Origin of the sequence: Rhizobium sp. B230/85, assembly GCF_019355735.1 — a bacterium.
GTDB lineage: Bacteria > Pseudomonadota > Alphaproteobacteria > Rhizobiales > Rhizobiaceae > Rhizobium > Rhizobium rhododendri.
The window spans coordinates 409,357-423,854 of the sequence record NZ_CP072156.1 but is presented as its reverse complement, the minus strand read 5'-3'; the positions used below and the strand labels follow the sequence as shown (position 1 = coordinate 423,854).

At 61.9% G+C, this 14,498-nt stretch carries 9 protein-coding genes; all 9 read left to right on the top strand.

What is annotated here, in order from left to right:
- The first annotated feature begins 47 nt into the window (after positions 1–47).
- The 9 genes from J5289_RS01985 (at position 48) to trxA (ending at position 14,494) form a co-directional block, all read left to right on the top strand.
- Positions 48–449 (top strand): PTS sugar transporter subunit IIA, encoded by a 402-nt coding sequence (locus tag J5289_RS01985; RefSeq protein ID WP_209185446.1) that lies wholly within the window; start codon positions 48–50, stop codon positions 447–449.
- 19 nt (positions 450–468) lie between these two features.
- The gene (locus tag J5289_RS01980; protein ID WP_111222148.1) at positions 469–744 is read left to right on the top strand and encodes an HPr family phosphocarrier protein; all 276 of its coding nucleotides are present in this window, start codon (positions 469–471) and stop codon (positions 742–744) included.
- Positions 745–912: 168 nt separating this feature from the next.
- Positions 913–2,313 (top strand): adenosylhomocysteinase, encoded by a 1,401-nt coding sequence (gene ahcY, locus J5289_RS01975; protein ID WP_142828668.1) that lies wholly within the window; start codon positions 913–915, stop codon positions 2,311–2,313.
- A 200-nt stretch (positions 2,314–2,513) separates the two neighbouring features.
- On the top strand, positions 2,514–5,096 hold the full coding sequence (locus J5289_RS01970; protein ID WP_209185486.1) for a PAS domain-containing sensor histidine kinase: 2,583 nt from the start codon (positions 2,514–2,516) through the stop codon (positions 5,094–5,096).
- Positions 5,097–5,101: 5 nt separating this feature from the next.
- Positions 5,102–6,610 carry a tRNA (adenosine(37)-N6)-threonylcarbamoyltransferase complex ATPase subunit type 1 TsaE gene (tsaE, locus tag J5289_RS01965; protein WP_247749241.1) on the top strand — a complete coding sequence of 503 codons (1,509 nt, stop codon included), beginning with the start codon at positions 5,102–5,104 and terminating at the stop codon, positions 6,608–6,610.
- 12 nt (positions 6,611–6,622) lie between these two features.
- The gene (locus J5289_RS01960) at positions 6,623–7,360 is read left to right on the top strand and encodes a nucleotidyltransferase family protein (RefSeq protein WP_209207476.1); all 738 of its coding nucleotides are present in this window, start codon (positions 6,623–6,625) and stop codon (positions 7,358–7,360) included.
- Positions 7,357–10,554: a double-strand break repair protein AddB gene (addB, locus tag J5289_RS01955; RefSeq protein ID WP_209185443.1), complete on the top strand. Its 3,198-nt coding sequence runs from the start codon at positions 7,357–7,359 to the stop codon at positions 10,552–10,554. Before J5289_RS01960 ends, addB begins: the two co-directional genes overlap by 4 nt.
- A complete protein-coding gene (addA, locus tag J5289_RS01950) occupies positions 10,547–14,098 on the top strand; it encodes a double-strand break repair helicase AddA (protein WP_209207477.1) in 3,552 nt (1,183 codons plus the stop codon). Before addB ends, addA begins: the two co-directional genes overlap by 8 nt.
- A 75-nt stretch (positions 14,099–14,173) precedes the next feature.
- Positions 14,174–14,494, top strand: a complete 321-nt coding sequence (gene trxA, locus J5289_RS01945) for a thioredoxin (RefSeq protein WP_111222142.1) — start codon at positions 14,174–14,176, stop codon at positions 14,492–14,494.
- Positions 14,495–14,498 lie beyond the last annotated feature (4 nt).

Genomic DNA, 14,498 nt, shown 5'->3' with positions numbered 1-14,498 from the left:
TGCGATAAGGGCCACCTGTTTGCTTATGCGATGGGAGCAGTAATATCATGATCGGACTTGTGCTTGTCACACATGGCAAGCTGGCTGAAGAGTTTCGTCATGCCGTCGAGCATGTCGTTGGTCCGCAGAAATTCATCGAAACCGTCTCCATCGGCCCGGAAGACGATATGGATCGCCGGAGACAGGACATCATCCAGGCCGTCGCCGGTGCCGATGACGGCCACGGAGTGATTATCCTCACAGATATGTTTGGCGGCACGCCCTCCAACCTGGCGATCTCGGTGATGAACAGCGGCCATACGGAAGTCATTGCCGGCGTCAACCTCCCGATGCTGATAAAGCTGGCTGGCGTGCGCGGCGAAAACAATATGGAAAGGGCGCTGGTCGAAGCATCGGAAGCCGGACGGAAATATATCAATGTGGCCAGCCGCGTCTTGAGCGGCAAGTGACGGAGCGGCTATCTCGCCCATGACATCGCATTCCCGCGAACTGCTCATCATCAATAAACGTGGCCTGCATGCTCGCGCCTCGGCAAAATTCGTCCAGACCGTCGAAGCCTTCGATGCCGCTATCACGGTGTCCAGGGATGGAACGACCGTGGGGGGAAATTCGATCATGGGCCTGATGATGCTTGCTGCAAGCCCAGGCTGCAGCGTGCTGGTCACCGCCAGCGGAAACCAGGCGGAAGAGGCGCTGAACGCCCTGGATGCCCTGATTGCCAATAAATTTGGCGAGGAAATGTAAACGGTAAATCATATAAAGACATAAAGACTTCTTTATATGATGGTTGCATTTTGCCGTCCGGCCTGCTAGACGGGGTCTCTGTCGGCGCGACTGCGCCCCAAAAATCCCCCACGCATTCCGTCGCCGCAAGCCGGTGGTCCGGGTGCCCTGTCCAGGCTGGAGAATTCAATGAGCACTGACAAGGACTACGTTGTCGCCGATATCGCGCTTGCCGACTTTGGTCGCAAGGAAATCGATATTGCCGAAACCGAAATGCCGGGACTGATGTCCTGCCGTGAGGAATTCGGCCCGACGCAGCCGCTTAAGGGCGCGCGCATCACCGGTTCGCTTCACATGACCATCCAGACGGCCGTGCTGATCGAAACCCTGGTCAAGCTGGGTGCGGAAGTTCGCTGGGCTTCCTGCAACATCTTCTCGACCCAGGACCATGCTGCCGCCGCGATTGCCGCCTCGGGCATTCCGGTCTTCGCCATCAAGGGTGAATCCCTTGAGGACTACTGGACCTACACCGACCGGATCTTCCAGTGGGCCGACGGTGGCTTTTCCAACATGATCCTCGACGATGGCGGCGATGCCACCATGTACATCCTTCTCGGCGCCCGCGCCGAAGCCGGCGAAGATGTGCTGTCGACGCCGACCTCCGAGGAAGAAGTCATCCTCATGGCACAGATCAAGAAGCGCATGGCCGCTTCGCCCGGCTGGTTCACCAAGCAGCGCGATGCCATCAAGGGCGTTACCGAAGAAACTACCACAGGCGTTCATCGCCTCTACGAACTCAGCCAGAAGGGCCTGCTGCCATTCCCGGCAATCAACGTCAATGACAGCGTCACCAAGTCGAAGTTCGACAACAAGTACGGCTGCAAGGAATCGCTCGTCGACGGTATCCGCCGCGGTACCGACGTGATGATGGCCGGCAAGGTTGCCGTTGTCTGCGGTTACGGTGACGTCGGCAAGGGTTCGGCCGCTTCGCTGCTCGGCGCTGGCGCCCGCGTCAAGGTCACGGAAGTCGACCCGATCTGCGCCCTGCAGGCTGCCATGGACGGTTTTGAAGTCGTTACGCTCGAAGACGTGGTCTCTTCGGCCGACATCTTCATCACCACCACCGGCAACAAGGACGTTATCCGCATCGAGCATATGCGCGAGATGAAGGACATGGCAATCGTCGGCAACATCGGCCATTTCGATAACGAAATCCAGGTCGCTTCGCTGAAGAACCTGAAGTGGACGAATATCAAGCCGCAGGTCGACATGATCGAGTTCCCCAAGGGCAACCGCATGATCCTGCTGTCGGAAGGCCGCCTGCTGAACCTCGGCAACGCCACCGGTCATCCTTCCTTCGTGATGTCGGCATCGTTCACCAACCAGACGCTGGCCCAGATCGAACTGTTCACCAAGCCTGGCGAATACAAGAACGACGTCTACGTTCTGCCGAAGCACCTCGACGAAAAGGTTGCCCGCCTCCATCTCGCCAAGCTCGGCGTCAAGCTGACCGAACTTTCGACGGAGCAGGCTGCCTATATCGGCGTCCCGGCTCAGGGCCCCTTCAAGGCTGACCACTACAGGTACTAATTTTACTCTCTATATCCACAACATCTTGTGGCCGCAGCATTGACAAATGCTGCGGCTTCTTTTTTGGGCAGGAGTCTTTTCGCGGAATCGTTAAAACTGTATCCTTTTGGGACTTGATTCGCATTGAACCGAGCTTCGGGACCCTGCGAAATTGGGATGTCTTGTCGAGATACGGCACATTACAGGACGGAGACAGACCGCTGATGGAAATGAACGAAAGCCTGCCAGAGCAGGCTGACGCGCGACCCTGCGGTCCAGGCTTGCCAAGGCAAGACGGAATACAGGCGGCTGATTGCAATCGCCAGCGCGCGCCGCGTAAATCGTCGCGCTTCCTCGCCATCCTTTCCTTTCTTGCTTCCGGAACCGCCATCGCGGCACTCGCAGGCCCGGCGCTCGCCCAGGCGCAGATGCCGACCGCCGCCCGCTTGTTCACATCGTCGGAAATGGTCACCTTCTCTGTAGTGATCGGCGTCGTTTCTGCCGCCCTGTTGTCGACGCTGTGGCTCGTCCGCCAGCGTGGCAACCTCGAGACGGAAAGCCGCGAGATCCGCACAGCCTTGTCAGACGCCAACCAGCGCATCTCCCGCTACCAGGCGCTGATCGCCGACAAGAACCGCCGCATCGTCATCTGGGACGGGCCCAACACACGGCCGGAACTGCTGGGTCAGCTTCCTGTCGAGACCGGCGCGCCGCAAGACAACGAGTTTCTGGCATTCGGGCGCTGGATGAAATCATGGTCGGCCGGCGATCTCGACAAGGCAATCGACAAACTGCGCAGCAGCGGCCAAGGCTTTGACATGGTCGTCGAAACCAACCGCGACGAAATTCTCGAAGCGCAGGGCCGGATCTCCGGCGGGCGAGCGTTTGTGCGATTTGTCGCGCTGAACAACCTCCGTGCCGAACTGGCTGAAATCAAGATCGAGCGGGACCGGTTGCTGACGTCCATCTCGGCCTTTCAGAACCTGCTCGATGCCATCGACCTTCCCGTCTGGCAGCGTGATCCAGACGGCAAGCTGACATGGGTCAATCATGCCTATGGCGAAGCCGTGGAAGCCGTTTCACCGGAGGAAGCGATCCGCGAGGGTCGTGAGTTCCTGAGCACCATCGCCCGCGAACGCATCCGCGCCTCCGCAACGCCCGACTCGCCTTTCCACGACAAGATTTCGACTGTCGTCCGCGGCAACCGTACGTTTTTCGACGTGGTCGACGTGCGCGCCCGCAGCGGTTCGGCAGGCATGGCAATCGACGTGTCGGAGACAGAGGCTGTACGCGCCGAACTACAGCGCACGCTGAAGAGCCATGCCGAGACGCTCGACCATCTCGCGACACCCGTTGCCATCTTCGACGGCAACCGTCGTCTGCAATTCTACAACCAGGCCTTCGTGCAGCTCTGGGAACTCGATATCTCGTTCCTGGAATCGAAGCCCGACAACAGCGAACTGCTGGACCGGCTGCGCGCTGCCAAGAAGCTGCCGGAACCGCTGAACTGGAAGACCTGGAAGGAAAGCGTGCTCTCCGTCTACCGGGCGCTGGATACGCAATCCGACCTCTGGCATCTGCCGAACGGCCAGATCCTGCGCGTTTTCGCGACCGCGCATCCCCAGGGTGGCGCCACCTGGGTGTTCGAAAACCTCACCGAGCAGGTGGATCTCGAAACACGCTACAATACGCTCGTCAAAGTCCAGGGCGAGACCATCGACCACCTTTCGGAAGGTGTGGCGGTGTTCGGGCCCGACGGTCGCATGCGGCTGTCCAACCCGGCGTTCCGCGCGCTATGGGGCATCAGCGAGACTGAAGCCAAGCCCGGAACCCATATCCGCATGGTGGCCGATGCCTGCCTCGCCTCCTATGACAAGCCGGACGGCTGGAAATCCTTTGCCGAACAGATCACCAGCTTCAACGACGAGCGACCTTCTTCGCAAGGGACGCTCGAGCTATTCTCCGGGCTGGTGCTCGATTATGCGGTGACACCGCTGCCGAATGCCCAGACGATGCTGACTTTCGTCAATATGACGGACAGCGTCCGCGCCGAGCGCGCCTTGACGGAAAAGAACGAGGCGCTGCGCAAGGCAGACGAGCTGAAGAACGATTTCGTCCAGCACGTATCCTACGAACTGCGCTCGCCGCTGACCAACATCATCGGATTTACCGACCTCCTGAAGACGCCCGGTATCGGACCGCTCAGCGAGCGGCAGGCCGAGTATATCGACCATATCGCCACATCTTCTTCGGTGCTGCTGACGCTCGTCAACGACATTCTCGATCTGGCGACCGTCGATGCTGGTATCATGCGGCTCAATTGCAGTAACATCCTGCTCGATGACCTTTTGGATGACGTCTCGCTGCAAATCGCGGACAGGCTGCAGGAGAGTGGCGTAACGCTGGAAATCATTGTCCCAGCACAACTTGGCAGCGTCGTTGCCGACCAGCAGCGCCTGAAGCAGATTTTGCTGAAGCTTCTCAACAATGCCGCCAATTTTGCGCCCGAAGGCTCGGTCATTTCGCTGAAATGCCACCGTGACGGCACCGACTTCCTGTTTTCTGTTGCCGATCAAGGCCCGGGTATCCCGGAAGACGTAATGGGAACGGTATTCAAACGCTTCGCGTCCAACGGCAAGGGCGGAAAGCGCAGCGGCGCCGGTCTCGGGCTGTCGATCGTCGAAAGCTTCGTCAGCCTGCATAACGGCCAAGTTTCCATCGACAGCCAGCCCGGCAAGGGAACCATCGTGCGCTGCCGCATTCCGTCTGCAGACGTGCCGCAATCGATTGCCGCTGCCGAGTGACGTCCATGGACGCCCCGATCTCGGTCTTTCTGCAAGATGACGCGGCGACACGCCAACTCGGCGAAGATCTGGCGCTCGCGCTTACGGTGGGCGACTGCCTGGCGCTGAGCGGCGATCTTGGCGCAGGCAAATCGGCGCTGGCACGCGCCTTCCTGCGGGCGATGGCCGACGACGAGGGCCTGGAAGTGTCTAGCCCGACGTTCACGCTTGTCCAGTGCTATGCGCTGCGCATTCCAGTTTCGCATTTCGATCTCTATCGTCTCGGCGATCCGACGGAACTCGTGGAACTGGGTTTCGACGAGGCGCTCGATACCGGTATCTGCCTGGTCGAATGGCCTGAAATGGCGGAGACGGAATTACCCGCAAGTCGTATTACACTTCGTCTCGAGACCGAAGGCCAAGGGCGCCGCGCGACTATATCGGCACCGCCAGGCCAGGCAGCCCGCATCCGGCGCGTGTTGGATATCCGCTCGTTTCTCGACGAGAGCGGGCTTGCAGGCGCCGAACGTCGCTTCCTGACAGGCGATGCGTCGATGCGCGCTTATGAATCGATCTACCCTGCCGACGGAAGCAAGCGCATCATCCTCATGGACTGGCCACGCCGTCCGGAGGGACCCCCGGTGCTGGACGGCAAACCTTACCCCAAGATCGCGCACCTTGCCGAAGACGCTTATCCCTTCGTGGCGATCGCGGGCACGCTGCGGGACAACGGTTTCGCCACGCCGGAAATCTATCATGTCGACTACGAGCAAGGCATTCTGCTGATCGAGGACCTCGGCACCGATGGTATTCTCGACACGCACGGAAGACCCATCCCGGAGCGATATCAAGCCGGCATCGCCTGCCTGGCACAGTTGCACGGGCTAACCCTGCCTCGCGATATCGTGGTGACTTCAGATCATGTCCACCATATTCCGGATTTCGACCGTACGGCGATGGGCATGGAAGCCCGCCTGCTGCTCGACTGGTACCTGCCCTGGAAACGCGGCGAAGCTGCCAGCACCACGGAACGCGCAGAATATCTGGCAATCTGGGACGATCTCATCGACCAGCTCGCCGCCTCGGAAAAGAGCCTGCTGCTGCGCGACCTGCATTCCCCGAACATCATCTGGCGTGGCGAGGACGTCGGTATTCGCCGCATCGGCCTGATCGACTTCCAGGACGCAATGATCGGGCCGACGGCTTATGACCTGGCATCTCTCGTACAGGACGCCCGCGTCACCATCGAGCGGCCGCTGTTCGAGCAACTGATGGGTGACTACCTGGCGCTCCGTCGCGCCCAGCCAGGCTTCGACGAGCCGTTGTTCCTGAAAAGCTGGGCTATCATGTCGGCGCAGCGCAACTGCAAGCTGGCCGGACTGTGGGTCAGGTTGAAGCAGCGGGATGGAAAGCCGGGCTATCTCCAGCATATGCCGCGTACCCTCACCTACCTGCAGGGTGCATTTGAGCACGAAACGCTTGCCCCCTTGCGCGATTGGTGCGCAAGGGCTGGTATAGGCGCAGGCGAATCATAAATACCGGATCAGATGACCATTAAACAGGCCATGGTGCTCGCAGCGGGGCTTGGAACCCGCATGCGCCCGATTACCGACCACACCCCGAAGCCGCTGGTGAAGATTGGTGGCAAGCCGATGCTCGACTATGTGCTCGACCTTCTGGTCGCCGCAGGGGTCGACAGGGTCGCAATCAATATTCATCATCATCCTGATCAGATGCGAGCTTATCTCCAAGCTCGTGAGGGACTGGAGATCGTGGTATCCGACGAGACCGGAGGCCTGATGAACTCCGGCGGTGGTCTTGCCAAAGGCCTGAAGCTGCTCGGCCGCGACCCGGTTCTGGTCATGAACGCCGACCTTTTCTGGATCGGCGAAACGCCTGGGGCGCCAACGAACCTCGAGCGATTGGCGGACTTCTTCAATGCGGGCACCATGGACATGGCCTTGCTTTGCGTCCCGCTGGAAAAGACGACCGGCCATGACGGCAAGAAGGATTTCTCTATGGCTGCCGATGGTTGCCTGACGCGCTACCGCGAGGGAATGCCCAATCCCGTGGTTTATGCCGGCGCAATTGCCTTGCATCCTGCACTGTTCGACGACGCGCCGGACGAAGCCTTCAACCTCAACCTCTATTTCGACCGGGCCATAGCGAGCGGCAGGCTTTACGGCGTGATACTTGAGGGCGAATGGCTGACGGTCGGGACGCCGGATGCAATAGAAGCTGCGGAAGAGACGCTCCGTCGCATCGGCACAAGCGAGCTATCATGAAGCACCGGCAGCGCATCCTGACGATACCGGCGGGACTGCCCTTCCTTGCGACGCTTGCAGCAGCGCTGTGCGACGGGCGGCTGACCGAACACTTTCGCCACGATCCTGCCGATCCGCTGTCCCTTGCCAAGGTAACGATCTATTTGCCGACACGCCGTGCAGCCCGCGTGCTGCGCTCCGCTTTTGTCGATCTGCTCGGCGGCCAATCGGCGATCCTCCCCGTTATCCGGCCCCTTGGCGAAACCGATGAAGATAGCGGCTATTTCGACGAGGACTTGCCAGCTACCGCCGACCTGCTGCAGCCACTCTCGAACACCGCCCGGCTGTTGGAGTTGGCCCGCTTGATCCTCGCTTGGCGCAACAAGCTGCCGCAGATCGTCCGTGACATCCACTCCGATTCACCGCTCGTGGCGCCTGCCAGCCCGGCCGATGCGATCTGGCTTGCGCGCAATCTTGCCGAACTGATCGATTCGATCGAGACGGAAGACCGCGACTGGGCTGATCTCGCGACGCTGGATGCCCAGGATCATGCTCTCTGGTGGCAATTGACAGCCGAATTTCTGCAGATCGCCAGCGCCTTCTGGCCGGCCCGCCTGGACGAACTTGGCCGGTCCTCGCCAGCCCGGCATCGCAATGCCATCCTGCGCGCCGAGGCCAAACGACTGGCGACCGCGCAGCCCACAGGGCCGATCATCATCGCCGGTTCGACCGGTTCCGTGCCGGCCACCGCCGAGCTGATAGCCGCCGTCGCTGCCCTGCCGCAAGGCGTCATCGTATTGCCGGGTCTCGACCAGACGATGTCCGATGAGGACTGGGCCATGGTCGCGCCGATTGCCGGCATTGCCGATCGGGTCGATCCGGCCAGCCGCAGCCATCCACAATACGGCCTTGCGCACCTGTTGCGGCAACTGAAAACGGAGCGGGCCGAGGTCGATACCATAGAGACGGCGCCGGTCGATCTGCAGCGGCGTGCCGAAATCCTGTCCCGTGCGCTGGCGCCAGCCAAGGCTACGAGCGGCTGGGGAGATTGGCAAAAGACGCTGCCGCCCGGCGCGTTTCGCGCGGCGTTCGCCGATGTCTCGCTGATCGAGGCTGCGAACGAGCGCGAAGAGGCGACGGCCATCGCGGTTGCCCTGCGGCTGGCGCTGGAAAAGCCTGGCCGTAACGGCAATGAAAGCCAGGCGGCGCTGATTACGCCCGACCGGAACTTGGCGCGTCGCGTGACGGCTGAACTTGCCCGCTTCGGCATCGTTGCCGATGATTCGGCAGGCACGCCCCTGTCCTCCACCCCGCAAGGCAGCCTGTTGACGCTGCTGCTCGAGGCAACGCTCAGGCCCGGCGACCCCGTTGCCATCGTCAGCCTGCTCAAACACCCCCTTGCGAGCTTCGGGCTGGAACGATCCGTGCTGGATCATGCCGTCGACGCGCTGGAGTTGCTGGCCCTGCGCGGAGGCGTCGGCGAGGTCGACATCAATACGCTGGAGCCTCTTCTGGAACAGCGATTGGCGGACCAGGAGAACGATCGCCATGCGCCGAGATGGCGCGACAGCCTGCCGCCGGAAGCGGCTGACATTGCGGCCTTACTTGCCAATCGTGTGCGGCTCGCGACCGAACCGCTGGCTGGCGCCCTGCTCCGACGCCGTCCTGAGGATCGGCGGCTGACGACCAGCTTCACATTGTCGGAATGGGCCGAACGCACCGGGCGAGCTCTGGAAGCGGTGGTTGCCGACGAGAAGGGCGACCTTGCGGCGCTCTGGTCTTCCGAAGCGGGCGATGCGCTGGCGACCGTGCTGCGCGAAGTGATGGCGACCGATGGCCAGATGGAAGCCGACGGCCCGCAGTGGATCGACATCATGATGGCGCTTTCCGCCGGCCAGGCCGTCAAGCCCCGGGCGCTCAGCCATCCCAGGCTGTTCATCTTCGGCACGCTGGAAGCCCGCTTGCAGAGCGTCGACACCCTCATCCTCGGCGGCCTGAACGAGGGCTCGTGGCCCGGACAGACGGCCAACAATCCATTCGTGTCGCGGATGATGAAGACGGAGATCGGCCTGGAGCCGCCGGAGCGACGCATCGGCCAGCTGGCCCATGACTTCGAGATGGCAAACGGCACGGCGGACCTCATCTATTCTAGAGCGTTGCGCCAGGGCTCTACGCCCACAGTCGCCTCGCGTTGGCTGCAGAGGCTGATGGCGCTGGGCGGCAAGGAATTTGCAGAAGAGCTGAAGGTGCGCGGCGACTGTTTTCGCGACTGGGCAGCACTGATCGATGCCGGCGACCGCCAGGCACCCGCCCAGCGCCCCTCGCCCAAGCCACCGGCAGCGATGCAGCCGAAAAGCTATTCGTTCAGCGAGGTCGGACGCCTGAGGCGCGATCCCTACGCGATCTATGCCCGCCGCGTCCTCCGGCTCGACCCGGTCAATCCTTTCAACAGCGACCCCGGCGCTGCCGAGCGCGGCACGCTCTATCACCGGATTGTCGATCGCTTCACCCGCGAGGGCCATCTGGCAACGGCGCCGGATGCCTTGAAGGCAATGGAGCGCATCCTGACGGAGCTGTTCGACGCCGAGCAGTTGCCGCCGCATATCGATGCAGTCTGGCGCCCGCGCTTTCGCGAGGTCGCACGTGCCTTTCTCAACTGGGAAAAGGCCCGGCAGCCGCAGATCCGCCAGACATTTACCGAAGTCCGCGCCGCCGTCGATCTCGAAGCCGCCGGCATCCGGCTGACCGGCGTTGCCGACCGGATCGACCTGAAGGGCGGCAAGGCGGCCGATATCATCGACTACAAGACCGGCTTCAATCCTACGCCGCAGCAGGCCCGGGCGCTGCTCGATCCGCAGCTGGCACTCGAGGCCTACGCGCTGCAGGCCGGTGCCTTTCGCGATGTCGGGACTTTGACGCCGGAAAACCTGCTTTACGTGCGCCTACGGCCGGGCGATCGATTCAGGGAGGATCAGGTCAACAACGAGCTCGCCAAGGCCAGCGCCCGGACACAGCCGAAATCGGCGCTCGATCTCGGCCACGAATCGATCGAACAGCTCAGCCAGTTCGTTTTGCTGCTGCGATCCGGCGAAAAAGGTTTCGCCTCGCGGCTGATCCCGGCCCAGCAGCAGGAATTCGGCGGCGATTACGACCATCTGGCGCGGGTGTCGGAATGGTCGACAGCCGAAGCGGAAGAGGCTGCAGACGATGAGTGAACTGGCAGAGCTTCCGGAAGGCGACGATGCCGGCAGCTGGATCGGCTGGACGACCGTCCAGCAATCGCTGGCTTCCGATCCGACCCGGTCTGCGTGGGTCTCGGCCAATGCCGGCTCCGGCAAGACGCATGTCCTGACGCAGCGCGTGATCCGGCTGCTGCTGGCCGGCGCGCGGCCTTCGGCGATCCTGTGCCTGACATACACCAAGGCAGCAGCATCTGAGATGTCGAACCGCGTCTTCGACCGGCTTGCCGAATGGGCAACACTGCTGGACGAAGCACTGATCAAGCGCATTACCGATGTCGAGGGTGCTGTGCCGGACGTCTTCAAGCTGGCAGAGGGGCGGCGGCTTTTTGCAAAGGCCTTGGAAACGCCGGGCGGGCTGAAGATCCAGACTATCCATGCCTTCTGCGAGGCGCTACTGCACCAGTTTCCGCTCGAAGCCAATGTCGCCGGTCATTTTTCGGTGCTCGACGACCGCGCTGCGACGACGCTACTGGCGGACGCCCGACGCTCCTTGCTAACCGCAACGACGCCTGAAGACGATGCTGCTCTGGCGGAGGCCTTTGCTCATGTGCTCGATCTCGGGGACGAAGCCGGTCTCGAGACGCTGCTGGGCGAGATCATTGCCCACCGTAACGCCATCCGTCGCTTCGCGCTCGATGCGGAACAGCGCGGCGGCCTCGATAAGGTGATGCGCCAGCGGCTGGGGCTGTCGGCGACCGAGACGGAAGCCGACATCGCACAGCAGTTCTGGCCGCTGAGGGGACTGTCAGGTGCGATGCTGGACCGCTATCTTGAGCTCGCGGACAGCAAGGGTGGGAGCAAGGCCCAGGAGATCGCCTACGGCCTGAGGCTGGTCATGCGCGCGCTAGATCCCAACGAGCGTGTGGAAATCCTTGAAAAGGTCATGCTGACCGCCAAGGGCGAGCCAAAATCCGATGGCCAGTTCGTTGTCAAGGCAATGCTGGCCGAGGCGCCGGAGCTGACGGATGCCATCGTGACGGCGCGCGCCCATGTCGTGGACTGCCGGGACAGGCTGAAACGCATGCAGATGTACCGCGCTACACGCGCCGCGCTGACGCTTGCCGACCGGCTGAACGCCGATTATGCCGAACTCAAGAAACAGCGCAGCCAGCTCGATTTCGAGGACCTGATCACCCAAACGGCCGATCTTTTGATGCGCAGCGGTGTCGGCCCGTGGATCCACTACAAGCTCGACCAGGGCATCGACCATATTCTCGTCGACGAGGCGCAGGATACCAGCCCGATCCAGTGGAGTGTCATCCAGTCTCTGGCGGAAGATTTTTTCTCCGGCGCCAGCGCCCGGCCGACGCTGCGGACGCTGTTTGCGGTCGGAGACGAGAAGCAGTCGATCTATTCCTTCCAGGGCGCGCGACCGGAGCGTTTCTCCGAGGAGAGCGACCGTACGCGGCGTCGCGTGCTTGCCAGTGGCCAGGCGTTTTCGCCGGTGCGGCTGCCGCTGTCGTTCCGCTCGACATCTGACGTGCTATCAGCCGTCGATCACGTTTTTTCGACGCCGGACAATGCCAGGGGCCTCAGCGCCACCGATGAGGCCGTCGTCCATCGCTCCAGTCGTATCGGTCATCCGGGGGAAGTGGACCTTTGGCACATGATCGCGCCGGAGCCTGCCGCCAAGGAAGAGGATTGGACGGCGCCCTTCGATTCGACGCCTGAAAGCGCGCCGGCCGCAGTTCTCGCGCGGCGTATGGCTCATGTGATGGATACACTGGTCGGCCGCGAGAGCATTATCGACAAGGGTAAGACGCGGCTGATAGAGGCGGGTGATATCCTCGTGCTGGTGCGCAAGCGCGATGCTTTCGTCAATGCCCTCACCCGTGCGCTGAAGAAACGTGGCAACATTGCCGTCGCCGGCGCCGACCGCCTGGTGCTGACCAGCCATATCGCCATCCAGGATCTGCTGGCGCTCGGCCGCTTCCTGCTATTGCCGGAGGACGACCTGTCGCTGGCGGCGGTGCTGAAAAGCCCGCTTTTCGACCTCTCCGAGGACGACGTGTTCATGGTGGCGGCGCTGCGCGGCGATGGCACCAGCGTCTGGCAGCATCTCCAAGCCTTTGCAGCCGACGGCAACGATACCTTTGCCGATGCAGTCGAGCGACTGAAACTCTTCATGGCACTGTCGAAGACCTACTCGGTCCACGATCTCTTTGCGCGAATTCTCGGCAGCCATGGCGGTCGGCGTCAGTTCCTGGCTCGGCTTGGCAGCGAAGTCAGCGATATCCTCGACGAGTTCCTGACATTCGCGCTCGACCATGAGACATCCGGGCTGCCCGGCCTGCAATCCTTCGTCTCGACGCTGGAACTGGAAGCACCGGTCGTCAAGCGCGAACAGGACAAGGGCCGCAACGAGGTGCGGATCATGACGGTGCATGCCGCCAAGGGGCTGGAGGCGCCGATTGTCTTTCTCGTCGATGGCGGCTCGAAATCCTTCACTTCCAGCCATCTGCCGAAGCTGCGGCTGCTGGAGGGGCGCGGCGAAGAAGTGCCGATGCCGGCCTGGCTGCCGCTGAGTTCGCTCGGCAACACGCTGACCCAGGCCAATGCCAGCCGTATCCAGGGCCAGGCAGAGGAGGAATATCGCCGGCTGCTCTATGTCGGCATGACGCGGGCCGCTGACAGACTGATCGTCTGCGGCTATCGCGGCGTGCGACAGAACCCCGACATCTGGCACAGCATGATCGCGACCACCCTCGCACAACATCCCGAGCGTTGTACTGAGGCCACTTTCACCGGACCTGACGGCGATTGGACCGGCCTGCGCTGGCGCGTCGGGGGAATGGCAAAAGATCTCGAAACCGCAGTGTCGACGGAGGCACGAAGGGACAAAACGGCGCTGCCGCCTGCCCTGCTGCAACCGCTTCCGTCCCCCCGCCATCTCCCGCGTCCGCTGAGCCCGTCGGGAGCAGGCACCATCATCGATGACGAAGCCGGGAATCTGGCGGTCGCTTCCCCGCTGTTCGGCGACAAGGGTGCATCCGATCGTGCGCTGGAAAAGGGCCGACTGGTCCACCGTATGGTGCAGATGCTGCCGGATCTGCCTCCAGCCGAACGCGCTGAGGCCGCCGCGCGCTACGCCGAACGGACGACGCGCTTCTGGCCGGCAACGGAGCGCCAGGCGCTGGTCGCCTCAGTTTTGGCGCTGATGGCGCACAAGGACCTGCTGGGGGTTTTCAGTAGCCACGCACAAGCCGAAGTTTCCATTATGGGGACGCTTGCACTCGACCGTCAGACCTATGCGGTCTCCGGCCGTATCGACCGGCTGGCGGTGCTGGACGATCGCGTGGTGATCCTCGACTACAAGACCAATCGCGTGCCGCCGGCTACAGCCGAAGCCATACCCTTCGCGCACAAGGCTCAGCTGGCGATATACCGCGAGATCCTGGCGCCGCTCTATCCGGGCAAGCGCATCGATTGCGTGCTGGTCTACTCCGAGAACGCGACTGTCCACACGCTGTCGGAGGCAGCTCTCAGATCGGCGCTTGCCGAACTCATGACAAAGTGAAATACCAAAGCTTGAAATTCGGCACCGCAACATCACATGTGGTTCAACAGTTAATTCCGGTGAAGGAGCATTTTTATGGCTACCGTGAAAGTCGATAACTCGAACTTCCAAGCGGAAGTTCTAGATTCTGCAGAACCAGTCGTGGTTGATTTCTGGGCTGAATGGTGTGGCCCGTGCAAGATGATTGCTCCGAGCCTCGAAGAGATTTCCGTTGAGATGGCCGGCAAGGTCAAGGTGGCCAAGCTTAACATCGATGAAAATCCCGAACTCGCCGCCAAGTTTGGCGTCCGCTCGATCCCGACGCTCGCCCTCTTCAAGGCTGGTGAAGTTGCCGATATCAAGGTTGGTGCTGCACCGAAGTCTGCGCTGGCAAGCTGGATTTCCAACGCCGCCTGATTGC